Source organism: Flavobacterium sp. N3904 (assembly GCF_025947305.1).
GTDB lineage: Bacteria > Bacteroidota > Bacteroidia > Flavobacteriales > Flavobacteriaceae > Flavobacterium.
On record NZ_CP110009.1, the window covers coordinates 474,353 to 499,450 of the forward strand.

Below are 25,098 nucleotides of genomic sequence, written 5' to 3' on the forward strand. Positions count from 1 at the left end.
TTTAAAATTTAGAATGTTACGTTAAGTCCAAAAGCTATTCCTTTTGATCTAGGATAAGCTAAATAATCCATACCAGCAGAAGGAACTCCATTAACTTGTTTATTAATATCTACTTCTGGATCAAATCCTGTATAATTTGTAAACAATAATAAGTTTGAACCGTTTACATAAAAGCGCAGATTTTTACACTTCATTCTATCTATTAGACCTCCTGTAAAGGTATATCCAAATGTTAACTCACCCATTCTCAAAAAATCCCCTGACTGAAGGTATTTTGTAGAAGGAGAATTAGGATCTCCCTGTCCTTGAGCTGAATATGCCGCTTCTTCTGTTACATTCCTACCACCCAAAAAGGCACCTTTGAAAAAATAGGCATTTTGAGTATTATCATAAATATAATGTCCAGCTGCACCATAAAATGAAACAGTAGCATCAAAATTTTTGTATTTGAAAGCAGATGAGAAACCATAGTTAATTTTAGGTAATGGTTGTTTGTCTAATAGCTGTTTTGTAGCTTCCCCAAGACCAACTTTCTCTCCTGCATCGTTTGTGTAAATAGAATTGCCATCAGCATCATATCCTTGAAAATCATACAAGAAATAAGTATAAAGAGGCTGATCATTAGTAATTACTTGAGTGTAAGCACTTGTTAAACCTTGCCCATTTAAACCCCCAGTGCCTACAAATCCATTGAAATTTTGAATTTCATTTTTTAAGAAAGAAGCATTTCCTGCTATACTCCAAGTTATATCATCGGATTGTATAATAGTATAATCAAGACTGATTTCAATACCAGTGTTAATCAAATTTCCAGGTAAATTTTTATTTCTCGGTGAATTTGGCCCCGGTTGAGTTGACGCCTGAGGAACAGGAAAAATTAAATCTTTTGTATCCCTATGAAAGTAATCAAGAGAACCTGTTAATCTATTTTCAAGTAATGTAAAATCTGTACCTACACCCCATGATTCTGTAGTTTCCCATTTCAAATTCTCATTTGCATTTGCATCTACATTCAAAGCTCCATTATTCCCATAACTTGCTCTACCTATAGCTGAGTTAGCTGCGAACTCTTGATTCCCAGTAATACCCCAATTGGCTCTTAATTTTAAATTATTAAGTATTCCTTCGTGATTTTCAAATATATTATCGGCAATACCCACAGCTGGAAATGTACCATATTTATAATTAGAACCAAATTTTGACGAACCATCTGTACGAACAGATGCTGTTAAAACATACTTTTTATAAAAAGTCACATCAGCTCTAGCATACAATGATTGAACCTCAGTGAAATTTTTGTAAGAAGAAACTCTAAATTCATTTTGAAGTCCCCCTTCAATATCATCAATTAAATTAGTTTGAGCCGGATCATATCCTTTTCCTGAAGAAACATTTCCACTATTCAAGTACGAATAATAAGAATACCCTACTAATGCATTCAAATTAAAATTATCACTAAATTGATTGGTATAGTTTAAATTATTCTCTACTGTCTTATTAAATGCACTTATGTTAGAAATTGCGGCTGTACCATATTTTGTAACTACTGGTTTTGAACCTGGTACTGTTCCAAAAAATGCATCCCCTTGTATTTTCATTGTTGGCAATATTTGACTCTTTCTAGATGAAGTTGAATTTTCAACTCCAAATAAGAAATTGTATTTAAAATGAGATCCTAAGTTAAGAGATGCATTAATACTTCCTAATAATTTATTTGTATTAGTGTAATCTTGATAAGAATCTAATAGTTGAACTGGATTCAAATACGTATCGCTGACAACATTATAGCTACCATCTGCTTTATAGATTGGCAATGTTGGGTTCCAATATAAAGCTGTTCCAATAACATTTCCAATATATCCAGCATTATTCGTTACTAAAGTGGTATAATCATTTACACTGGCATACAATAATTTAGTATCAACTTTTAGTACTTTATCAAAGAAATTATTTGAATTATAAAACGATGCTGTATATTTTTCTAAACCTGTATTTTTTACAATCCCTTCATTGTTACTGGCAGAAAGAGAGACTCTTGTACTAGAATTTTCATTTGCAGAATTAAAAGATAAATTATTATTTACAGCGATTCCTGTTTGTAAAACCGCATCTTCCCAATTATAATCTCTTCCTCCAAAATCTTGTCCTTTAGGAATTCCCGCAGCTTTACTTGCAGTTACAAATTGATCGGGATTCATTACGCCATAATTACCAGCTTTGGTACTAATTTGCGTAGAGGTACTAAAATTAAATTCAGGAATATTTGAATTTCCTTTCTTGGTAGTAATTACGATTACTCCATTGGCTCCACGAGAACCATAAATAGCTGTAGAAGCTGCATCTTTCAATACAGAAATAGATGCTATATCAGCCTCATTAATGAAGTTCAAGGGGTTTCTAGCAGCTGAAGTACCTAATAAATCAGATCCCTGAGACGAAATATCTCCTCCCGCTAAAGGAACACCATCTACAACAACTAAAGGTCCATTTCCTGAACGTACAGAAGAGGAACCCCTTACACGGATTGTAACTGCTGAACCAGGCTCGCCACTCGTTTGTGTGATTTGTACCCCAGCCACTTTACCTCTTAACAATAAAGCAGGCGAAGTATTTGACACTCCATCAAAATCCTTAGACCCTAAAACATCAACCGCACCAGTTAAATCTTTCTTTTTTGCAGTTCCATATCCAATTACAACTACTTCATTCAATTGGCTTTGATCTTGAGCCATTGTCACATTCAAGGTGCTTTTGCCACCAACACTAACTTCTTGAGTTTTTAGACCGATGTAAGTAAATACTAAGACTGCGTTTGAACCCACATTCTTAATAATAAATTTTCCGTCAAAATCTGTTTGTGTTTCCGTTTTTGTTCCTTTTACTAATATAGAAACCCCAGGGAGTGGGCCACTCGCATCAGTCACCAATCCCGATACATCTTGCGAATATATCAAGCTAGTACATAGCATGGTTATGAAAACCATCAAGCCTTTTTGTAGACTATTTTTCATACGTAATAAATAAGTTAGTTAATAATTTGGTTATTTGTTTAAAATATTAAATCAAACATAGTTATTTTTTTAAGAAAACTTTAAGAAAATCCAAACTATAACGTTGTAGTTGCACCGAAAACGTTTTCGATTTTATATAATCGATGTTAAAATTTTAAGAAATAAAAAAATATAATGAAATAAAAAAGTGTAATAAAAACACATTTAATTATTATTTGCCATTTTTATTACATAATTAAAAATTGAAAGAAAAAAGAGTTTATTTTTTAATGTACTATACCTACAAATATTAAAAGCAAAAAAATAATTGAGCCTAAAAAACCAAGTGTCTAAAATTGAGTTAATTACATTTTAACTCGATTTTGTTAAATACATAACTTTTGCAAATTATTGAACATAAAAAAACACCAATATTCAGAATACATTTTGAATTATAATTGCATTGTGAATATTGGTGGCAATAAAAAATAGCTTCTATTTTATAGTTATGGTTTTATTGTCAACACCAATGCCTTTTATGGTTAAAGATTTCCATTGCTTTGGCAGAAGTCCTTTATTGTATCGCAACCCAGCATCTGTTTGTTCTATTCCTCCAAAACCATAAATAACCGCTTGAAGCATCGCACCTGCTCCTGTTGCAAAATAAGGATTGTTGCTATTGGCCGATTCTGAAAATACTCCAAACGGAGGACGGCTATTGGGCAAATACGATTTTACAAAATAAGCATACGCTTTGTCTCTATCACCCAATCTGGCATACAAAACCGACAAAACGCCCGAAGCCATAGCTGGTCCGTCTTTTTTATCAATTTTTTCAGTATAATACTCCAAGTCTTTTTCGATTTGTTTTCTATCTGTGATAACATGTAGCGGATAAGCCAATAAATTGACATCGGCTTGTTTAATCATTTGTCCTTTGTATCCTTTGTAATTTTGAGTAATTCCATTTTCAGAATGAATAATTAATTTATTCGAAACATCCAGCCACATTGGATTTATAGGCTCATTCAAAATGGTTGCCGCCTTAATTGTGTTTTTCAAAGCTTCAATAGCCGAAGCATTGGTAAACGCATTGTCATCTACATGCTGAGCATACTCATCAGCGCCAACAACATTTAGAATAGAATAACTCCCATCGTCATTTTTGACCACTCGACTCACCCAAAAATCAGCAGTTTCTTTGAGTACTTTATAATTTTCTTTTAACCACGTTTTATCTTGTGTGTAAGAGTAATAATTCCAAAAGGCTATGGCCACATCGGCTGTAATATGTTGTTCAAAAATTCCAGTCAAAGCCCAGGTTGGTGTCGCTTCCTCACCAGTATCATCAGATTCCCAAGGATACATAGCTCCTTTATAACCATAAATAGTTGCTTTTTGTTTGGCTTTTCCCAAACGATCCAAACGATAATCCAAACAAGATTTAGCCATATCGGGTTGTAATGCCAAAAGGGTTGGATACATCCAAAGTTCACTATCCCAAAAAATATGTCCATTATATCCTTGAGAAGACAAACCCATAGGTGCAATACTTTCTCTAGTTTCAGGACGATTGTAAGAATACAAATTAAACAATGCAAATCGAACACGTTGTTGCGCATCTAAATCTCCTTCAATTTGAATGTCACCTGTATTCCACAATTCTGCCCAAGCTTGCTTATGACGATTCAGCAAATTATCAATCCCTTGTTGCAAGGCATAAATAGGTTGCCTTTCGGATTCATTCAATGGATCATTAAAATCTTTTGAAGTGCAAATTCCTCCTGCAATAGCAAATCTATATTGTTTTCCTTTCAGTAACTTTTTAGAAAAACCGACTTCATTTCCTGTCTGCTTCAAGGTTTCATTTTTCCCATCAAACAAAAAAGTAGTTGCCGCCGAAACGGTATATTTACCAGTTAACGTTTTGGCTGTAGTACCGAAAACTGGCATTAAATATTGATTGTCTTTTAGTACGCGAAATTGACTTTTAGTGTCTTTCAGTTCCTCTGGAACGGTCATATAATTATTGGCAGTAATTTCAATGTCTTTGTTCGGGATAATTTCAATAATGGCCATAGCCGAATACGGAACTGCTCTATTAGCCAAAATTGTATAATTGATAGTAGCCAAATCTTTAAACGTATACGAAGTAGTGCTAGTTCCTTCTTTCATATTGACAATCTGACTCCAATTGGAAATATTGTCAGATTTGACTTCTTGTCCATCAATACTCAAATGAAGATTCAAAAACTCAATGCCACGAACTATCCTGCTAATTCCATTTTCTGGACTACTGTCATAAACTCCATTCAAAATTATTTCTTTGGTTTTTAAAGGCGTATCGTCTGTAACAATTCCAATTTTCCCATTGGCCATAGACACTCCAAAGTAATTTTCTCTAGAATTGGCATACAAATGCCACTCATCCGATTTTGCCTGACCCATCATCGTTGAGCTAGTCAATAAAACTAAAAACAACATTTTTAAATTTGAATTCATATTATTTATTTTTATTAGCACATCAAACATAAAACATTTATTCTTTAACTCCTTGAAATTTAAATCGAAAACGTTTTCGAGACTTCGAAAACGTTTTCGATTTGTATAATTAGAAATAACTAAAAATGGAAGCCTAAATTTATAATTCCATATTTTTTTAACTTAAAAACAAAAGCGAATGCAATTAAAAATCAGCAGATTATTATTTATTTTTAATATTAGTCTATTGGCAACTGTCGTTTCCTGCAAAAAAACAGAAGCTGATGGTACAATAACAATTGCATCTAAAGAAATAAATTCATTTGATTCAATTACTATATATAAAGAATCTTTCCGCCCACAATTTCATTTTTCGCCCGAAAAAAAATGGATGAATGATCCAAATGGTTTGGTATTCTACAAAGGAACTTATCATTTGTTTTACCAATATTTCCCAAGCGATATAGTTTGGGGACCTATGCATTGGGGACATGCTACTAGTAAAGATTTAATCCATTGGGAAAATAAAAAAATTGCCTTATACCCAGACAAATTAGGTTATATTTTCTCCGGAAGTGCCGTTGTTGATATCAATAATACTTCAGGACTCGGCACTATTGAAAATCCACCAATGATTGCCATTTTTACCTATCATAATATGGAAATTGAAAAGGCAGGAAAGACAAATACCCAATCACAAGGTTTGGCGTATAGTCTAGACGAAGGGCAAACTTGGACAAAGTACAAAGGGAATCCTATTATTGGGAACAACAGCCTAAAAGATTTTAGGGATCCGAAAGTATTTTGGAATCCAGAAACAAAAATTTGGAATTTAGCTCTAGTTGCTGGTGATCATGCTCGATTTTACAGTTCCAAAAACTTAATTAATTGGAACTACATGGGTCAATTTGGCAAAAACAGTGGCGCACATGGTGGTGTCTGGGAATGTCCTGATCTTTTTAAACTCAAAGTAGAAAATTCTACAGTAGAAAAATGGGTTTTACTCATCAGTATCAACCCAGGAGCGCCAAATGGAGGTTCGGGAACACAATATTTCGTGGGTGATTATGATGGGAAAAGTTTTAAAACCAATCAAAAAGACATCAAGTGGGTTGATTACGGAACCGACAATTATGCTGGTGTAACTTATAATGATGCTCCAAATAACGAACGTATTTTTATCGGCTGGATGAGTAATTGGCTGTATGCTCGAAACACCCCCACAAAAAACTGGAGAAGTGCCATGACCTTGCCCAGAAAACTTTCGTTAGAAAAAATAGGCGATAATTATGTTCTCAAAAACAGTCCAATCCAACAATTGAAAACAATCATAATCCCTGAATATTCAGAAGAATTATTGACTATTCAAGCAAATAAAAAAATAGTTTTCGAATACAATCATCTAAATCAATCTCAAATTGATTTTAAAGCTCTCGCCAAAAATTTAAAATTAACTTTTTCGAATGAAGTCAATGATTCATTAGTCCTCATTTATGACCACAAAATGAATACCTTTTCGATAGACCGAACCCATTCTGGATTGGTCAATTTTGAAGCTAATTTTGGAAAATCAATTCACAAAACCGAAACACCAAATCTGACAACAGAAACTCTAAATTATCAAATTATTTTGGATTGGTCCTCCATAGAAATTTTCTTAAATGGCGGAGTTTATTCCTTCACAGAACAAATTTTTCCAAACAAGCCTTATACCAAATTAAGCATACAGTCTGATGAAGACCAAGAAATTAAAAACCTAAATATTTCTAAAATAAAAAGTATTTGGGAAACCAACTCTACATCCAAAACCACTAAAAATTAAAAGATGAACAACGTACAAAAATGGTCCATAACGGTCGCAATAGCAGGATTCTTATTTGGATTTGACACCGTAGTTATTTCAGGAGCCAACTTACCCATCAAGGAATTATGGCATACGACACCCCTATTTCATGGATTATTCATTATGTCTATGGCATTGTGGGGAACTGTTTTGGGAGCAATGTTCGGTGGTATTCCCTGTGACAAATGGGGAAGAAAAAAGACCTTGTTATGGATTGGAATTTTATTCCTAGTATCAGCATTAGGTTCGGCGTTGGCTCCAAATCCCTATGTTTTTTCTTTTTTTAGATTTATAGGAGGAATCGGAGTTGGAGCTTCTTCAGTAGCTGCGCCTATTTATATCTCAGAAATATCAAGTGCCAAAAACAGAGGGAAACTAGTCGCGTTGTTTCAATTCAATATTGTGTTTGGAATCCTTATTGCTTTTTTTTCCAATTATTTATTTGAAGGTTTTAGCGGTGCCAACGATTGGCGATGGATGATTGGTATTGTAGCATTACCAGCATTAATCTACAGTATCATTGTTTTTCAAATTCCCGACAGTCCCCGTTGGTTAATTTTAAACAAAAAAGACGATGTCGCAGGATTGAAAGTCCTTGAAATGATTTATACTAAAGAAGAAGCTTTGGAAAATTTTAATGAAATCAAAAAAGATGTAGTAGACTCAATTCAAAAAGAAAAATTATTTACCAAAAAATACGAATGGCCTATTCTTTTGGCTTTTTTAATTGCTTTCTTTAATCAATTGTCCGGAATTAATTTCATTTTATACTACGCTCCTGAAATATTGGAAATGGCAGGATTAGGCTCGAAAGAATCTCTGATGAATTCCATACTCATAGGTGTAATAAACCTCATATTTACCATTATTGGCATGCGTTTAATTGATATTTTAGGCAGGAAATTATTAATGACTATTGGCAGTATTGGTTATATACTCAGCTTATGCATTATTGCTTGGGCTTTTAATACTAATGCCGGGCCGGTTGTGCTATTAACTTCCATTCTTGTCTTTATCGCTTCGCATGCTATTGGTCAAGGTGCTGTAATTTGGGTTTTTATATCCGAAATATTCCCAAATACAGTTCGTGCTCGAGGGCAATCCTTCGGCACCAGTATTCATTGGATTTTTGCTGCATTGATTACTTTGCTTGGTCCAGTGGTTATCGATTTATTTCACGAAAATCCTTGGCCCATTTTTGCGTTTTTTGCTTTTATGATGGTATTACAGTTGGTTTTCGTTTTATTCATGATGCCAGAAACGAAAGGATTATCACTTGAAGAATTAGAACAAAAAATGATCTCCGAATGAAAGCAACAAGTCAAAAAATCAGTGTGGTCTGTTTTGGAGAAGTCTTGTTTGACGTTTTTCCAACCCATAAAAAAATTGGAGGAGCACCGTTAAACGTGGCTATTCGACTGGCTTCATTAGGAATTCAATCTCAAATAATAAGCCGAATAGGAAATGACGAAATAGGAAAAGAATTACTACAATACATTAAGGATCACAAAGTAAATTCGAGTTCCATTCAAATTGATAAAGACTTAAAAACAGGCGAAGTCATTGTACAATTGAACGACAAAGGCTCCGCTTCGTATACCATTAATTATCCTGTAGCTTGGGACAAAATTATCGAAACACCAGAAGATGAGATTATTGTAAAAAAAGCCGACGCATTAGTTTTTGGCAGTTTAGTTTGTAGAGACAGCGTTTCACAAAACACTTTGTTTGAATTAATAAATTATGCAAAATATACTGTTTTTGATGTCAATCTGCGTGCTCCCTTTTACACAAAAGAATTACTCAATCATCTGATGCATGAAGCCGATTTTATAAAATTTAATGATGATGAAATCTATGAAATAAGCGAATATCTCCAATCGCCTTTCCATTCATTGGAACAAAACATACTTTTTATAGCCGAACAAACCAGCACCAAACATATTTGTGTTACCAAAGGCAGTCATGGAGCGGTTTTATATTACAACAATCAATTCTACTACAATAGTGGTTACAAAATAAAAGTCGCTGATACTGTTGGAGCTGGGGATTCTTTTTTGGCAGGACTTTTAAGCAAATTATTAGCCAAAGAAGACCCTCAAAACGCCATAAATTTTGCTTGTGCCATCGGAGCATTAGTGGCACAAAAAGAAGGTGCCAATCCCAAAATCAATGAGTCAACTATAGATTCTTTTATGAATCCAATAAAAAAATAAACAACAACTGAAATGAAAAAGAACATCACATTTACGCTCGTATTAATTACACTAATTAATATCCTTTGCAACACTATGACAGCTCAAGAAAAAAAAGCACCTATTGATAGAAAATGGTGGAAAGAAGCCGTCGTTTACCAAATCTATCCGCGAAGTTTCAAAGACTCTGATGGAGATGGCGTAGGCGATTTGAAAGGAATTATTTCCAAACTGGACTACTTGAAAAGCTTGGGTATCGATATCATTTGGCTCAATCCCATTTACAGTTCCCCAAATGCCGATAACGGTTACGACATTTCCGATTATCAAAATATCATGAAAGAATTTGGCACCATGAAGGATTTTGATGCACTTTTAAAAGGAATGCATGAAAGAGGCATGAAATTAGTCATGGATTTAGTTGTTAATCATAGTAGTGACGAGCACAAATGGTTTCAAGAAAGCCGCAAATCACGTGACAATCCATACCGCGATTATTACCATTGGTGGCCAGCCGAAAAAGGAAAACCTGCATTTCGTCCAGGAGCTTTTGAAGCCGATGGAAGTGGTTGGAGATACGACAAAACTACAGATTCTTACTACTTACACTATTTCAATTACAAACAACCCGATTTGAATTGGGAAAATCCAAAAGTAAGACAAGAAATTTACAGTATGATGCGTTGGTGGTTGGACAAAGGCATTGACGGATTTAGAATGGATGTGATTCCTTTTATTTCCAAAGACCCAAGTTTTCCTGTAATTACACAAGCAGAATTGGACAAAAAATACCACGGTCGTTGGGATGTTTATATGGGAAGCGGTCCTCATTTACATGAATATCTTCAGGAAATGAACCGTGAAGTTTTGAGTAAATATGATTGCATGTCATTGGCCGAAGGCGCAGGAATGCTTACCTCAACAGCTTTGAATTTTGTGGATGCCGACAGAAAAGAATTAAATATGGGTTACCATTTTGAAGGAACCAATTTAGGCTACGTTCCTGGTTATTTCAAAAAATCGGGACCATACTCCTTAGTCGATTTCAAAAAAATCTACTCCGATTGGGATGCTGTTTACCAAACGAAAGGCTGGGGAACCATCTATTTAGGCAATCATGACCAACCTAGAATGGCAACAAGATGGGGAAATGATTCTCCTGAATTTCATGATTATTCCTCTAAACTGCTGACTACCTTTTTGCTTTCGATGAGAGGAACCCCCTATTATTATAACGGAGACGAAATTGGAATGGTAAATGCCAAGTTTGATAAAATTGAAGATTATCGTGATATTGAAGTTTTTGCTGAATACGAAAAAGTAAAAAATGCAGGTGGCGATTTAAAACAATTCATTGAAGATCAAAAAACAGGTGGAGCAAGAGACAACGGAAGAACGCCTTTTCAATGGGATAGTTCAACCAACGGAGGGTTTACCACTGGAACTCCTTGGTTAAAAGTAAATGACAATCACACTACTTTGAATGCCGAAGCTCAAGATAAAGACCCCAACTCAGTGTTGAATTATTTCAGAAAAATGGTTAAACTGCGCAAAAACAATCTTGTCTTGGTCTATGGAAAATACACTCTTTTGGACAAAGACAATCCAAATGTATACGCCTACACCAGAGAATTAGACGGCAAGAAAGTATTGGTATTATTAAACTTTAGCGATAAGAATGCTTCCGCAAATACTGGAATCAACATTTCGAAAGCCAAAGTTTTAATCAACAATTACGCAACACCATCAAAAACGGAAGAACTGAGACCTTATGAAGCGAAAATTTTAGAATTATAAAAACAAATTAACAATGAAAAAAAACCATCTTCTATTGCTATACATTGGATCTATTCTGTTTTTATCTGTAAATCTTACTGCTCAAAACAATAAGACGCTACTATTAAAAAACGCAGACACCAAATGGTGGAAAGAAGCTGTAGTTTATCAAATCTATCCACGCAGTTTTAAGGATAGTGATGGAGATGGAGTTGGCGATTTGAAAGGGATTATTTCCAAACTGGATTATATAAAAAGTCTGGGAATTGATGCCGTTTGGCTCAACCCCATTTATGCCTCTCCAAACGATGACAATGGCTATGATATTAGTGATTATAGAGCTATTATGAGGGACTTTGGCACCATGGAAGATTTTGATCTTTTGTTGAAAGAAATGCACAAACGTGGCATCAAACTCATCATGGATCTAGTGGTCAATCACAGCAGTGACGAACACGAATGGTTCAAACAATCCAGAATTTCCAGAGATAATAAATACCGAGATTATTACCATTGGTGGCCAGCCGAAAAAGGGAAACCGCCTTACAGATGGAGCTTTTTCGATGTAAATAGTGATGCTTGGAAATACGATGCCCAAACCAACTCGTATTACCTTCATTATTTTTCACAAAAGCAACCTGATCTCAATTGGGAAAACCCAAAAGTTCGAGAAGACATTTATGATATGATGCGTTGGTGGCTGGACAAAGGTATTGATGGATTTAGAATGGATGCATTTCAGTTTGCTTCAAAAGACACCACTTGGCCAGAACTACCAAAAGGTTATGAAAAAGACATTATAAAATACTACGGAGTTGGCCCTCATTTACATGATTATTTGCAAGAAATAAACAGAGAAGTTTTTAGTAAATATGATATGATGACTGTTGCCGAAGGCGCCGGAAGTTCTCCGCAAGACGCCATGCTTTTTGTAGATCCAGCTCGAAAAGAATTAAACATGGCTTATCATTTTGAAAGTGTCGATATTGGAAAACATCTGAATGATTTTGGACTGATCAAATACAAAGCTATTTTTTCTCGATACGACCAAGAATTTAAGGATAAAGGTTGGCTGGCTATTTTTCTGGCCAATCACGATCAGCCGAGAATGGTGAGTAAATTTGGAAATGATTCCCCTAAATTCAGAATAATTTCGTCCAAAATGCTTTCTACTTTTTTAATGACAATGAGAGGAACACCCTATTATTATTACGGAGATGAATTAGGAATGGACAATATTCGTTTCAATACCATTGATGACTATCATGACCTTGACACTCGAAATAAATATAGTGCATTACAAAACAAAGGTGGTGATTTGAAGGCCTTTTTAGAAGAACAAAAACAAACCTCCAGAGAAAATGGTAGAACTCCTTTTCAATGGGATACCAAACAAAATGCAGGTTTTACAACAGGAACACCTTGGCTCAAAGTCAATCCAAATTATACTACCGTAAATGCTGCCCAACAAGAAAAGGATCCTAATTCGATATTGAATTATTTTAGAAAATTAGTTCAATTGCGTAAAAATGAACCCACATTGATTTATGGTAAATTTGAATTGGTTGACGAAACCAATCCTGCTATCTTTGCTTACACTAGAGAATTGAATGGTAAAAAACTACTAATCCTTTTGAATTTTACTTCTAAAAATGCTTCCGCAAAAACGGGAATCAACGTCTCGAAAGCAAAAGTAGTTATGAACAATTATGCAACGTCATCAAAAACAGAAGAATTGCGACCTTACGAAGCTGTTATTTATCAGTTATAGACCCAATAATCATTAAATCTATTTTATTTTGAATCCCTCATCAACTAATATAATTTCAAAAATTGATAAAAAATGGTGGAAAGAAGCCGTAATTTATCAAATCTATCCTCGAAGTTTCAAAGATAGTAATGGTGATGGAATTGGCGATTTAAAAGGTATTATTTCCAAATTGGATTACCTCAAAAGTTTAGGGATTGATGCCATTTGGATTAATCCAATTTATGAATCTCCCAATGACGACAATGGATATGACGTGAGTGATTATTGCTCTATTCTTGCCGATTTTGGCACTATGGAAGATTTTGATTTGCTGATGAAAGGATTAAAAGAAAGAGGAATCAAACTCATCATGGATTTGGTATTCAATCACAGTAGCGATGAACATTTTTGGTTTCAGGAAAGTAGAAAATCTAGAGATAATCCTTATCGAGATTATTATTACTGGTGGCCGGCCGAAAAAGGAATTCCCCCTTATCGTTGGAGTTGGTTTGATGTAAATAGCAATGCTTGGAAATATGACGAAACAACTGATGCTTATTACTTGCATTATTTTTCACAAAAGCAACCCGACCTTAATTGGAACAATCCAAAAGTGCGTCAGGAATTGTATCAAGTAATGCGTTTTTGGCTAGACAAAGGCATTGATGGATTTAGAATGGATGCTTTTCAGTTTATTTCAAAGGACGATTCTTTCCCCGAATTGCCATCTGAGATTTTGGGTAATATCCCCGAAATCATGAAATTTTATGGAAGAGGCCCACATCTACACGAATACATACAAGAAATGCATCGGGAAGTTTTGAGTCAATACGAAGTAATGACCGTCTCTGAAGGCGCGGGCGCTTCTCCCGAAGAAGCAATGCTTTTTGTCGATCCAGACCGAAATGAACTGAGTATGGCCTATCACCTGGAGGGTGTAGAAATTGGCAAACACCTTGACGAATATGGCTTTGTCAACTACAAAAAACTGTATTCGAGATGGGATGACGGTTTCAAAGACAAAGGATGGCTTTCCATTTTCTTGGCCAATCACGATCAACCTAGAATGGTGAGTAAATTTGGCAATGACACTCCAGAGTTTAGGGAAGTATGTTCCAAAATGCTTTCCACATTTGTCGTTACGATGAGAGGGACACCTTATTATTTTCAAGGAGATGAATTGGGAATGGTCAATATTCGTTTTGACAACATTGATGATTACAATGATATCGACACGAAAAATAAATACATCGCTTTACAAAACGAAAAAGGAGATTTGAAGGCTTTCCTTGAAGAACAAAAACAAGCTTCACGAGAAAATTCCAGAACACCGATGCAATGGGACACATCAAAAAATGCAGGTTTTTCAGATGGCATACCTTGGTTAAAAGTGAATCCTAATTATGAAACGATTAATGCCGAAGTACAAGAAAATGATTCAGACTCTGTTTTAAATTATTTCAGAAAACTGGTTCAATTGCGCAAACAAGAAGCAACATTAGTTTATGGAAGCTATACTTTATTAGATGAAAACAATCCAAAAGTTTATGCTTATTTAAGAACATTTGAGGATAAAAAAATAATTGTTCTACTTAATTTTTCATTAGAAAATGCGGTGTATAACTGTGATTTCAACCTAGAAAAATCAACTGTATTACTTTGCAATTATGATACAACAAACAAAACCAGTGAATTAAGACCATTTGAAGCGCTTATTTTAAAGACAAACGAATAATTTGTAAGATATTTATATTTTCTATCAGAATTATAGTTTTAAAGAATCCTAATTTAATATTGATTTTATTAAAACAATACAGAATAATTAATTGTAATTTAACTTATTTATTGTTGTATTAAAAATTATTTCTTAATTTTTAATTTTAATTATCAATATTGATATATAATTGTTATTTTTGAAACCAATGAAGAAAATAGCTTCCATATTAGTGCTATCAACCTTGCTTGTAACATTATTTTACAATGTATTGGGATACCGCATGCTTTTTGCTTTTGAAGATGAGCAAGAATGGGTTGTTGCTATGAAAAAAATTCCAGATTCCGAATTTAAAGTAATTAATCTAAATGCTTCATTGTACACTTTTGCAGAAGATTCAGATTTTGAATTTGTAAATGAAAACATCATTATAAACAACAAATCATATCATATTTTCAAAAAAAGAATTCAAAATAACATTTTGAGTTTATACTACCTTCCTAATATTAATACTGATTTGACTTCTAGCGAAATTGACGAACTCGTTAATGGCCAATTATTCAATTCAAACAATGACAACAAAGTACCTTCAAAAAAAATCATGAAGTCATTTGTTAAAGATTATTTCATTGAGTATCCAGAATCTTTAGTTTCTACAAATAAAAAAGAAATAAAATCCATTTCTTTAAATTCTTTGCCTAAAGAAAATTTACTTTCAGCACATCTTTCTGCATTTTACTCTCCTCCTGACTTCGTTTAGTTTTTATTATTTAAAAAAAGAAACAAAGACTACTTAATTTGATGCCATCCTTTATTCGTATTCAATGCAAAACCTTTCATAATCAATCATCAATTATGATGACTAAAATGATTTTGAATGTACTTTTCCTGGAATATTCGATTAATTGTAATCAATAATTTACATTCTGACATTTAGAATTCTATTGTTGCTAAATTCAAATTCAAGCATTTTCTCTTTTTTCTTTCCCATTAAAAAAATCAAAAATCTTATTGAAATGTGCTAAAATTATTTTTAGTCCTAAATAAAAACATCTTTATACAAAGGAGCTGTTTTACCATTTTATAAGATAAATTCTAAACAAGAAAAAATACTATTTTGAAAAAAAACAACGCTGTTAACATTGCATTTACCGCATTACTAATCATTTTTACAATTCTTCAATCACAAAAAATTAATGCTCAAGGTTGTGTCGCAGTTCGACAAATGGGAGGACTCAACATGACTCTAACCAATTCGTACAATCTAAACAAAGGTGATTTCCAAGTAGGAGCCAATTATCGTTATTTTCATTCGTGGAGACATTTCGTAGGTAAAGAAGAGCAACTACAACGTCAAACCACAGGCGGAGGAATAGGCCCTGATGGAAAACAACAAGGAAATGCTGTTAACATTTATTCCAATGCAATAGATTTCAGTGTTGCCTATGGTGTTACCAACAGGCTTCAAGTTTATGCTGTTTTGCCTTATGTGCACAATGAACGTTCCCAAGTTTTAAGACAAAAAACACCTGTAATTGACACCCTTCGTTATAGTGTGTATGCACAAGGAATCGCCGATGTTCGAATTGGAGTTAATTATTGGTTATTCGACCCATTAAAATTACCTAAAGGAAACATCATGATAGGCTTAGGTATAAAACTAAACACAGGAAGTCATAATGTAACTGACGATGCCCCACAAACCGATGGCACTATCAAAAATGTCATTATGGATCAGGCCATTCAACCTGGAGATGGAGGAATCGGATTTTCACCAGAATTTCAAGCTTTTAGGCAATTAACAGGAAGGTTGTATGGATTTGCCAATGCTTATTATTTATTCAATCCAAAAGAATCAAACGGAACATTCAAATCCGATCCAAAACCAGGATTGGAAGGATATGAAATTTATGCTTGTCCCGACCAATATTTTGCCCGTGGAGGTCTAATGGTAGCCGTAGACAAAAATCAAAACTTTAATGTTTCTTTAGCAGGTAGAATAGAGGGGATACCAGCTTATGATGCCTTTGGCGGCCAAGTCGCTTATCGTCGTCCTGGATATGTAATTGCAGTAGAATATGGATTTGCATATACTTTGGGCCGTCACGGTTTTAGTTTATTTATCCCTTATAACATTGTAAAAAACCGCATTCAGAGTGCAGCAGACATTGCTACTCAAGATTTACAAAACTCAACAATAACCGATCCAAATAAATATGTTCATGTTCAGGGGGACGCCGCATTTGCAGATTACTCTTTCAATTTAGGCTATTTTTACCGATTTGGACTTGGCAAGAAAAAAACGTAACTATCACTTTATAAAACTTAAAAAAACCAATTAAAACATGAAGAAAATTTATATAAGTTGCTTTTTATTAGGCAGTTTTTTTGCAAATGCTCAAACAGAGATTGATGCCATAATGATGAGTAAAAATCGCTTTTGTGTGGGATCCATATATCAATACAGCAGCTGGGATAAGTATTGGGAAGGAACGAACAAAAGAGAAAATTTAAATTTAGGCACAGTTTCTACAAAAGCTCTAGGTGTAATGGGAAATTATGGAATAACTGACAAACTAAACATTCTATTTAATGTACCCTATGTTAAAACAAATGCGTCAGCTGGAACAATGAAAGGACAAGAAGGATTTCAAGATTTATCATTAACAGTAAAATATATGCCTTTCGAAAAGAAAATTAACAATTCCATTTATTCATTATACACTATAGGCAGTTACACCACTCCTATTTCCAATTATGCAGTTGATTATTTACCATTAAGCCTAGGTTTGGGGAGTCAAGTGGCAACATTGCGACTCATGGGTGATTATCAATTAGGCAATTTTTTTACCACAGTTTCTGGTGCTTATCTTTTTAGAAGCAATGTAACTATTGAAAGAAACACCTATTTTACAGATAAAATGTATTATACCAATGAAGTTGACATGCCCAATGTAATTTCTGTTAATGCAAGAATAGGCTATCGCTCAGACCGATTAATTGCCGAAGCCATACTAGACAATTGGGTTACACAATCTGGCGGTTTTGATATAACATTAAACAACATGCCATTCCCAAGCAATACCATGAATGCTTTACGATTGGGTACTAACATAAAATACACCTTAAAAAAACTACCCGAATTAGCTTTAATAGCTGGATCAAATTATGTACTTGATGGCAGAAACGTTGGACAATCGACCGCGTTTTACGGAGGAGCATTTTACGTGATTAATTTTAACAAAAAAACAAAATAAGATGAAAAATAACATTCAAAAAATAATCTTTAAAAGTCTATTGATATTGTTAATTGGATTTAATTATGCTTGTAACGACGATATCAGCGAACGCAATAATCAATACCCTCAATTAAACCCAACCAATACAGATGAATTAGCAGGGACTTGGAAACCAATCTTATTAACTGCACCAGATGAATTTCCTCTTGATGTACCTATTGCAACAACATTGCCTGCATACACTAGAGAGATAAACGAAATCAAGAGTTACCAAGCCAATATAACCGAAGAGCAAAAAACCATAATAGCCTACTGGAGTGTTGGAGGAGTTTTGCGATGGAATGAAATCATGAGAACATTGGTTGCCAAACACAATCGTCCACCGTTTCAAAATCCTGATGGAACTTACCCTATTCCCTCTGGAGCCAATCCATTTGCCAATCCAGAATTTCCATTTTCGAATCCGCCATACGCAGCAAGAGCTTATGCTTATGTAAGTGCTGCCCAATATGACGCCATGATTGCTACTTGGCATTACAAAAAACTATACAATAGATCTGCTCCTTTTGTAGTAGATGCTACATTACCAGTTTTAATTCCAAAAAGCACTTTACCATCCTACCCTAGTGAAGATGCAGTTTTGGCAGGAGTTACAGTTGAACTATTAAAATTATTATTCCCAACAGAGATTGCTTTTATACAGGAAAAAGCGGAAGAAGAAAAACTATACCGTATCATCAGTGGTGCCAATGTACGAAGTGATGTAGATGCCGGAATTAGTTTAGGTCGAAAAATAGCAGCCAAATTCATAACCCGTGCATCAACAGATGGAGCAGGCGCAGCTGTAGGTAATCAAGATTTATGGACTCTTTTGGAAACTCAAACTGCCGCAACAGGAGAAACGCCTTGGAAATCATTAGATATTCCTGCTAGACCACCTATGTTACCAGCATTCGGAAAAGTAAAATCATTTTTTATGACTCCTGAAAATGTAGTTGCAAATCGCCCGGTGCCACCACCTTCAACCAAATCAGAACAATTTGCAAAAGAATTGGCCGAGATAAAAGCATTTAGCAAAGACAATTCTAAAAAACACCAAGAGATTGTTACTTTTTGGGCAGATGGCGTTGGAACTTATACTCCTCCAGGACATTGGAATGCTATTGCTACCGAAGCTTTTGTTGACCAAAACTATAGCGAAGTACGATGGGCAAGGAACATGGCATTATTAAATATTGCCATGATGGATGCCGCCATAAGTTGCTGGGATGCCAAGTATTTTTACTTTAATCCAAGACCATCACAAATGGATCCTTCTATAAAAACAACCACTGGTGTGCCAAATTTTCCAGCTTATGTATCGGGTCACTCAACTTTTAGTGGAGCAGCTTGCACTGTTTTGTCACATATATTACCAGAAAAGGCAGAAAAATTTAAAGCAATGGCTAATGAAGCATCTAATTCTAGGTTATTTGGAGCCATACATTACAGAAGTGATTGCGAAAAAGGCTTGATTCTTGGCGAAACAGTTGGTACCTTTGCCGTGGCAAGAGCTACAACAGATGGAGCAGAATAAATATTATTAAAAAATCTAAAAGTTATACAGTCCCAGACGACTAAAGAAAATAATGTCCCAAAAAGGTTGAACACTTTTAAATTCGTTTTTTATTTAGTTAATAGTTTGGTTACTATGTTTAAAAAAACTGGGGCTGGTAACTTTATCACATCATAAATTAATTATTAATGGCTTAACACAAAATTGATAGAATTAGTAAAATCATAAAAATTCTATACCCATTTTAGAACAAAAATCTTTTACTTAAACTTGACAATCAATACATTATAAAATAATGTATTGAAAAAATTAAACTCCAAAAATTAGGAATACTGCAAAACTGTTTTTTGAAAATGGAAATACAATAAATTAATTGTATGTTTGTTTTTAGGAAACAGTTTTTTATTTGATTCTTAAACCTGGGGCACCATTATGAAAAACGCTACTCTCAAACAAATCGCTGATCAGTTAGGCATCTCTATCACTACAGTATCAAAAGCGATTAAAAACTATCCAGATGTAAGCCCCGCAACAAAAAAAATGGTTATAGATTTAGCAACTTCACTCAATTACACACCAAATAGCTTTGCCGTAAACCTTAGGACGAGAGAATCAAAAACCATAGGCGTAATTATTCCTACTGTGGATTATCATTTTTTCTCAAAAGTTTTTCAAGGTGTTTTAGAAGAGGCCGAAAAAAGGAACTACCTTGTTATTATTTTACGCTCCAATGAAAAATTAGAATTAGAAAAAAAACAATTGGAGTTATTGTTGAACAAAAGGGTCGATGGAATTATAATTTCGTTATCGAATGAAACCGGAGAATTTGAGCATATAAAAAATATATTGAATCAAAATATCCCTTTAGTCCTTTTTGACAAAATTGCCAAGTTGGTCAATTGCTCCAAAGTAACCATTAATGACAGAAAAGCCGCTTATGATGCGACCACTTTTCTAATCAACAAAGGGCGTAAAAAAATAGCTCATTTTCGTGGATCGTATATGCCACAAAATTCAATTGATCGTTTTTTAGGATATAAAAAAGCACTAGAAGATCACAATATATCCTACGATTCTTCCTTAGTATATGTTTGTGACAACAACACTGACTTAGAAGACGGCTATGAAAACGCAAAAAAAGCAATAGAAGATCATCCTGATTTAGACGGAATTTTTACAGTTACCGATATGGTTGCAGTTGGAATTCTTAAATACTTCAATGAAATAAAGATTGCAATTCCAAAACAAATTGCTATTGTTGGATTTTGTAATTCCTTTGTAACCGAAGTTACTACACCAAAACTTTCTACTATAGATCAACCCGGATTTGAAATAGGTAGAGTTGCAGCATCCATCTTATTTGATGAAATTAATTCTAAAAAACAAAATAGCCCAATTGTTTTTCAATCTATTGAATTGGAAACTGCTGTTTTAGAAAGAGAATCCACTTAATTTTTTTTATTTTACAATAAAATAAATAAATTGCAGTTGCATAATTTGACTATCAAAATAATACATTTAAACTTAATTTAGCCTAGATTTGAATTATGAAAGACATCACTCTCAAAGAAATAGCGACTACGTTAGGGATATCTATTACTACGGTTTCAAAAGCATTAAAAAATTACCCCGATGTGAGTGCAAAAACAAAGCAAGCGGTAATAGACCTTGCCCAAAATTTACATTATACTCCCAATAGCTTTGCCGTAAACTTAAGAACAAAAGAATCCAAAACTATAGGGCTAATTATTCCTGAAGTGATGCATCATTTCTTTTCGAATGTAATTAACGCTATCATTGACGAAGCTGAAAAAAATGGTTATTTGGTTATTATTTTACAATCGAACGAATCAATTTCTTTAGAAAAAAAGCAAGTAGATCTTTTAATCAACAAAAGAGTAGATGGGATACTAATGTCACTGTCAAACGAATCAAATTACGACGAACACATTCAGCAAATCATCAACAGAAAAATTCCTTTTGTCATGTTCGACAAAATGTCAAAACTGGCTTCTTGTTCAAAAGTAATTATTGATGATCAGAAAGCTGCCTTTAATGCTGTTCAACACTTAATTGATGTTGGATGCAAAAAAATAGCACACATTAGAGGTCCTTTAAATCCACAAAATTCAATTGATCGTTTTATTGGTTATAAAAAAGCATTAGAAAAAAACAATATTCCTTATGATTCTAGCCTTGTTTATACTTGCGAAAAAGTAACATTTCAGGAAGGTTATGATTTTACAGCACAAATTACAAAAGAGCATCCAGATGTAGATGGAATTTTTGTTATCACCGATTTGGCTGCAGCTGGTGTGATATCATATTGCAATGAAAACAAAATTAAAATACCAGAACAAATTGCCGTAATTGGTTTTAGTAATTGGTTTATGTCACAGGTCATTTCGCCTAAACTAAGTTCTGTGGATCAGCCAAGTCACGAAATGGGAGTCGCTTCTTTCGATTTATTATTAGAAGAAATGAATGCTCATAGAGATGAAATACCATTTACACCAAAAACAATAGAACTAGAAACTAGCATTATTGTAAGAGAATCATCGATGAAATAAAATCATTAAAATCCATCCAAAAAAAATCCATTCTTTCTGAACAACTTCAAAAGAAAGGATTTTTGCTATTATCAAATTTAGTTTAGTATTCTACTACTTCATCGAAACAATAATAAATTCACTTCGTCTATTTGCTTGATGTTCTTCTTCGGTGCATTTTACTCCATCTGAACATTGGTTTACCAATTGTGATTCTCCATATCCTTTGCCAACCAATCTTGTGGAATCTATACCGTTTTCAATCAGCCATTGTACAGTGGCTTTGGCTCTTTTATCAGATAATTTTTCATTGTATTTTGCGCTTTGACGACTATCTGTATGCGAACGAACTTCGATTTTCAGTTCAGGATACTGTTGCATCACCACCAATACTTTGGCCAACTCAAAAGAAGCATCTTTTCGAATATATGACTTGTCCAAATCAAAATAAATAATTGGTATATCTAGTGTTTTGGCCAAATCTGTGCCCACCCCAACAGTTTTAACACGTTTTTCCAAAGCCACAGCATAATCTTTATTACTGCTATACACTTTGGTTTTAACCGATCCTTCTTTAGTTTGATAATCGTCTTTCTCGGCTCTTATGTAATATGTTTTACCACAATCAACTGGGAAACTGTACCGTCCTTGTGCGTCAGTTTGAGTTACTTGCAAAGGTTTAAAATTGGCGTCAAACAAACTCATCTTCGTATTTGCCAATATTTCTTTAGTTTCCAAATCGGTTACTAACCCGGATAATGTTTGCTCACAAGTCAATTTTTTGTTCTCTACAAATCGGTAAATGTCATCATAGCCTTTTCCTCCATCCCTATTGGAGGTAAAAAAACCATTTCTGTTTTTACTGTTAATCAAAAAAGCAAAATCGTCTTGATTACTATTAATAGGAAACCCTACGTTTTGTATGTTATAAAAACTGTTGTCCACTTCTATTTTGGCTACAAAAATATCTAATCCTCCAAGTCCCGGTCTACCATCAGTGGCAAAATACAGTTCATTGTCATCGGAGATAAATGGAAAAGTTTCCCTGCCTTCGGTATTGATTTCTGCTCCTAGATTTTCAGGAGTCCCATAAGTACCGTCAGCGTTTATTCCTACTCGAAACAAATCCGACTGCCCTAAAGTTCCCGGCATATCGGAGGCAAAATATAAAGTTTTTTCGTCTACGCTCAATGCTGGATGTGCTACGCTGTATTGGTCACTATTAAAAGGCAATTCGATTACAGTATCCCAATTCCCTTCATTGTCGAGTGTGGCTTTGTAAAGTTTCAACAATGTGTTTTTGTTGCTGTCTCTTCCTCTTTTACCTTCCAGAAAATTGTTTCTAGTAAAATACATCGTTTGTCCGTCTTGGGTAAACACTGGAGTTGATTCATTGAACTTTGAGTTGATCTTACGCTCAAATCGTTCGGGTTTACCCATTTCTCCATCGGGTTTGATTTCTGCCCAGTACAAATTGGTAAATGATTTATTGGTCCATTTGAACACTTTTTTGGAAACTCCGCCTGTATCTCTTGCTGAAGAAAAGACCAGTTTATTTCCTAAAAAAGAACTCCCATAGTCTGAAAATGTAGAGTTTATACCTGCATCCACTACTTGAAAACGATCTGAATTGGCTTTGATTTCGTCTAAATAATTCCTATTGTCTTTGAACAGAATCCCTCTTTTATCGTTACCTGTTTTGGCGTTAAATTGCTCTAACATTAAATCGGCTTTGGTATAATCTCCTATTGACTTTAAGGCTTGCGAATACCGATAAAAATATTCTGGCTCTTGATTGGGATATAACGCAAAAAGTTGCTCATACCATTTCTGGGCTTGTGACAATTCGGCTTTAAAATAATAAGCATTTCCCAATTTCTGGAACATTTTCTCGTCTTTGTACCCTTTCTCGGCTACTTTTTCGTAGTTGGTTATTGCATCTACATAGGCATAACGATCGTAATTGGAATCTGCTTTGGCAACGGTTGTTTTTTGGGCATATCCTTGGATCAAGAAAACACTCAAAAACAAGCTGTATAGTATTTTTTTAATTTTCATAAAGTAAGTTTTAGAAGAATCTTGGGGAGATAATTTTGTCGTATTTATTAAACAATTCGTATCGCAAAAAGATTTCGTGCGATCCTGAGTTGTAATTGGCCAATGCGGTGGTATCAAAATCATAGCCATATCCTATATACCAAGAGTCACTAGCTTGAAATCCTACCATGGCGCTCATGGCAGCACTCCATCTATAGGCTAACCCAACTACAAATTTTTCGTTCATCATAAAATTGACCGACACATCTACTTGTAAAGGTGCACCTTGTACATATTTACTCATCAAAGCAGGTTTGAATTTTACATCTGGACTCAAATCAAATACATATCCCGCGATCAAATAATAATTGATTCTCTCGGTAGCAATGTGACTTGTTGCACTCGAAGTGGCACTTTTGTCAAAATGTACGGTTTCGATTAAATTTGGTGCTGAGATTCCAATATAGCTATTATCCGAATGCAAATAGAATCCTACTCCAATATTGGGCGAAAATTTATTATCAATGTTATCCTCAAAAATAGGAGGATCTAATTTAGTAAAATCTACGTTTAATAAATTGGCACTGGCTTTTAGTCCAAATGACATTTTATACTTCTCTGAAACCGGTATGGAGTATGAAAAATCCAAAGCGATACTGTTCTCATCCGATGGGCCTATTTGATCATTTACTACTGACAATCCCAACCCTACCTTACTCTCATTAATAGGTGTGTTGATCGAAAATGAGTTCGTTACCGGTGCGCCATCCAGTCCGACCCATTGAGTACGATGCAATGCAAAAATGCTCATCGCCTCTCTTGATCCTGCATAGGCTGGATTAACAATTATGGTATTATACATATACTGGGTATATTGTGCATCTTGTTGTGCATAAGTTGCAAATGACAAAAGCAGTACTATCAAACCTATTATTCTTGTTTTCATATATTTTTATTTAAAGCTGGGGC

The 25,098-nt window shown here is 34.3% G+C and carries 16 protein-coding genes; 12 read left to right on the forward strand and 4 right to left on the reverse strand.

All coding sequences use genetic code 11. The annotated features are described in order from the left end of the window. Positions 1–8 precede the first annotated feature (8 nt). Positions 9–3,011: a SusC/RagA family TonB-linked outer membrane protein gene (locus OLM57_RS02135; protein WP_264565594.1), complete on the reverse strand. Its 3,003-nt coding sequence runs from the start codon at positions 3,009–3,011 to the stop codon at positions 9–11. Between the two features lie 474 nt (positions 3,012–3,485). Beyond that, positions 3,486–5,492, reverse strand: coding sequence for a glycosyl hydrolase family 95 catalytic domain-containing protein (locus OLM57_RS02140; RefSeq protein ID WP_264565595.1), 2,007 nt, complete (start codon positions 5,490–5,492; stop codon positions 3,486–3,488). Between the two features lie 178 nt (positions 5,493–5,670). On the opposite strand from OLM57_RS02140, the gene OLM57_RS02145 reads away from it, so the two are divergent. The 12 genes from OLM57_RS02145 to OLM57_RS02200 all read left to right on the forward strand — a co-directional run bounded on the left by OLM57_RS02145 (position 5,671) and on the right by OLM57_RS02200 (position 22,113). Next, complete coding sequence (locus tag OLM57_RS02145) at positions 5,671–7,293, forward strand: glycoside hydrolase family 32 protein (protein ID WP_264565596.1); 1,623 nt, start codon at positions 5,671–5,673, stop codon at positions 7,291–7,293. Between the two features lie 3 nt (positions 7,294–7,296). Continuing rightward, a complete protein-coding gene (locus OLM57_RS02150) occupies positions 7,297–8,625 on the forward strand; it encodes a sugar porter family MFS transporter (RefSeq protein ID WP_264565597.1) in 1,329 nt (442 codons plus the stop codon). Continuing rightward, positions 8,622–9,530, forward strand: a complete 909-nt coding sequence (locus tag OLM57_RS02155; protein WP_264565598.1) for a carbohydrate kinase family protein — start codon at positions 8,622–8,624, stop codon at positions 9,528–9,530. The genes OLM57_RS02150 and OLM57_RS02155 overlap by 4 nt, the downstream gene beginning before the upstream one ends. A 12-nt stretch (positions 9,531–9,542) precedes the next feature. Next, complete coding sequence (locus tag OLM57_RS02160) at positions 9,543–11,306, forward strand: alpha-glucosidase (RefSeq protein ID WP_319800267.1); 1,764 nt, start codon at positions 9,543–9,545, stop codon at positions 11,304–11,306. A gap of 13 nt (positions 11,307–11,319) precedes the next feature. Next, positions 11,320–13,056 carry a glycoside hydrolase family 13 protein gene (locus OLM57_RS02165; protein ID WP_264565599.1) on the forward strand — a complete coding sequence of 579 codons (1,737 nt, stop codon included), beginning with the start codon at positions 11,320–11,322 and terminating at the stop codon, positions 13,054–13,056. A gap of 28 nt (positions 13,057–13,084) precedes the next feature. After that, complete coding sequence (locus tag OLM57_RS02170; RefSeq protein WP_264565600.1) at positions 13,085–14,770, forward strand: glycoside hydrolase family 13 protein; 1,686 nt, start codon at positions 13,085–13,087, stop codon at positions 14,768–14,770. A 187-nt stretch (positions 14,771–14,957) separates the two neighbouring features. Next, positions 14,958–15,509, forward strand: a complete 552-nt coding sequence (locus OLM57_RS02175) for a hypothetical protein (RefSeq protein WP_264565601.1) — start codon at positions 14,958–14,960, stop codon at positions 15,507–15,509. Positions 15,510–15,866: 357 nt separating this feature from the next. Then, entirely contained in the window at positions 15,867–17,057 is a 1,191-nt protein-coding gene (locus tag OLM57_RS02180; RefSeq protein WP_264565602.1) for a hypothetical protein, read from the forward strand. Positions 17,058–17,094: 37 nt separating this feature from the next. After that, positions 17,095–18,006 (forward strand): hypothetical protein, encoded by a 912-nt coding sequence (locus tag OLM57_RS02185; RefSeq protein ID WP_264565603.1) that lies wholly within the window; start codon positions 17,095–17,097, stop codon positions 18,004–18,006. 1 nt (position 18,007) lies between these two features. After that, positions 18,008–19,564, forward strand: coding sequence for a phosphatase PAP2 family protein (locus OLM57_RS02190; RefSeq protein ID WP_264565604.1), 1,557 nt, complete (start codon positions 18,008–18,010; stop codon positions 19,562–19,564). A 411-nt stretch (positions 19,565–19,975) separates the two neighbouring features. Continuing rightward, entirely contained in the window at positions 19,976–20,995 is a 1,020-nt protein-coding gene (locus OLM57_RS02195; protein ID WP_264565606.1) for a LacI family DNA-binding transcriptional regulator, read from the forward strand. Between the two features lie 95 nt (positions 20,996–21,090). Beyond that, positions 21,091–22,113, forward strand: a complete 1,023-nt coding sequence (locus OLM57_RS02200; protein WP_264565607.1) for a LacI family DNA-binding transcriptional regulator — start codon at positions 21,091–21,093, stop codon at positions 22,111–22,113. Positions 22,114–22,206: 93 nt separating this feature from the next. Here the strand turns inward: OLM57_RS02200 and OLM57_RS02205 are convergent, their stop codons facing one another. Both OLM57_RS02205 and OLM57_RS02210 read right to left on the reverse strand, forming a co-directional pair. Continuing rightward, positions 22,207–24,150, reverse strand: a complete 1,944-nt coding sequence (locus tag OLM57_RS02205) for an OmpA family protein (protein ID WP_264565608.1) — start codon at positions 24,148–24,150, stop codon at positions 22,207–22,209. 10 nt (positions 24,151–24,160) lie between these two features. Then, positions 24,161–25,075: a type IX secretion system membrane protein PorP/SprF gene (locus OLM57_RS02210; protein ID WP_264565609.1), complete on the reverse strand. Its 915-nt coding sequence runs from the start codon at positions 25,073–25,075 to the stop codon at positions 24,161–24,163. Positions 25,076–25,098 lie beyond the last annotated feature (23 nt).

Bases quoted from the DNA above. Each gene is read 5' to 3' on its own strand.
- OLM57_RS02135 (WP_264565594.1), bottom strand. From the start codon at position 3,011: ATGAAAAATAGTCTACAAAAAGGCTTGATGGTTTTCATAACCATGCTA.
- OLM57_RS02140 (WP_264565595.1), bottom strand. From the start codon at position 5,492: ATGAATTCAAATTTAAAAATGTTGTTTTTAGTTTTATTGACTAGCTCA.
- OLM57_RS02145 (WP_264565596.1), top strand. From the start codon at position 5,671: ATGCAATTAAAAATCAGCAGATTATTATTTATTTTTAATATTAGTCTA.
- OLM57_RS02150 (WP_264565597.1), top strand. From the start codon at position 7,297: ATGAACAACGTACAAAAATGGTCCATAACGGTCGCAATAGCAGGATTC.
- OLM57_RS02155 (WP_264565598.1), top strand. From the start codon at position 8,622: ATGAAAGCAACAAGTCAAAAAATCAGTGTGGTCTGTTTTGGAGAAGTC.
- OLM57_RS02160 (WP_319800267.1), top strand. From the start codon at position 9,543: ATGAAAAAGAACATCACATTTACGCTCGTATTAATTACACTAATTAAT.
- OLM57_RS02165 (WP_264565599.1), top strand. From the start codon at position 11,320: ATGAAAAAAAACCATCTTCTATTGCTATACATTGGATCTATTCTGTTT.
- OLM57_RS02175 (WP_264565601.1), top strand. From the start codon at position 14,958: ATGAAGAAAATAGCTTCCATATTAGTGCTATCAACCTTGCTTGTAACA.
- OLM57_RS02185 (WP_264565603.1), top strand. From the start codon at position 17,095: ATGAAGAAAATTTATATAAGTTGCTTTTTATTAGGCAGTTTTTTTGCA.
- OLM57_RS02190 (WP_264565604.1), top strand. From the start codon at position 18,008: ATGAAAAATAACATTCAAAAAATAATCTTTAAAAGTCTATTGATATTG.
- OLM57_RS02195 (WP_264565606.1), top strand. From the start codon at position 19,976: ATGAAAAACGCTACTCTCAAACAAATCGCTGATCAGTTAGGCATCTCT.
- OLM57_RS02200 (WP_264565607.1), top strand. From the start codon at position 21,091: ATGAAAGACATCACTCTCAAAGAAATAGCGACTACGTTAGGGATATCT.
- OLM57_RS02205 (WP_264565608.1), bottom strand. From the start codon at position 24,150: ATGAAAATTAAAAAAATACTATACAGCTTGTTTTTGAGTGTTTTCTTG.
- OLM57_RS02210 (WP_264565609.1), bottom strand. From the start codon at position 25,075: ATGAAAACAAGAATAATAGGTTTGATAGTACTGCTTTTGTCATTTGCA.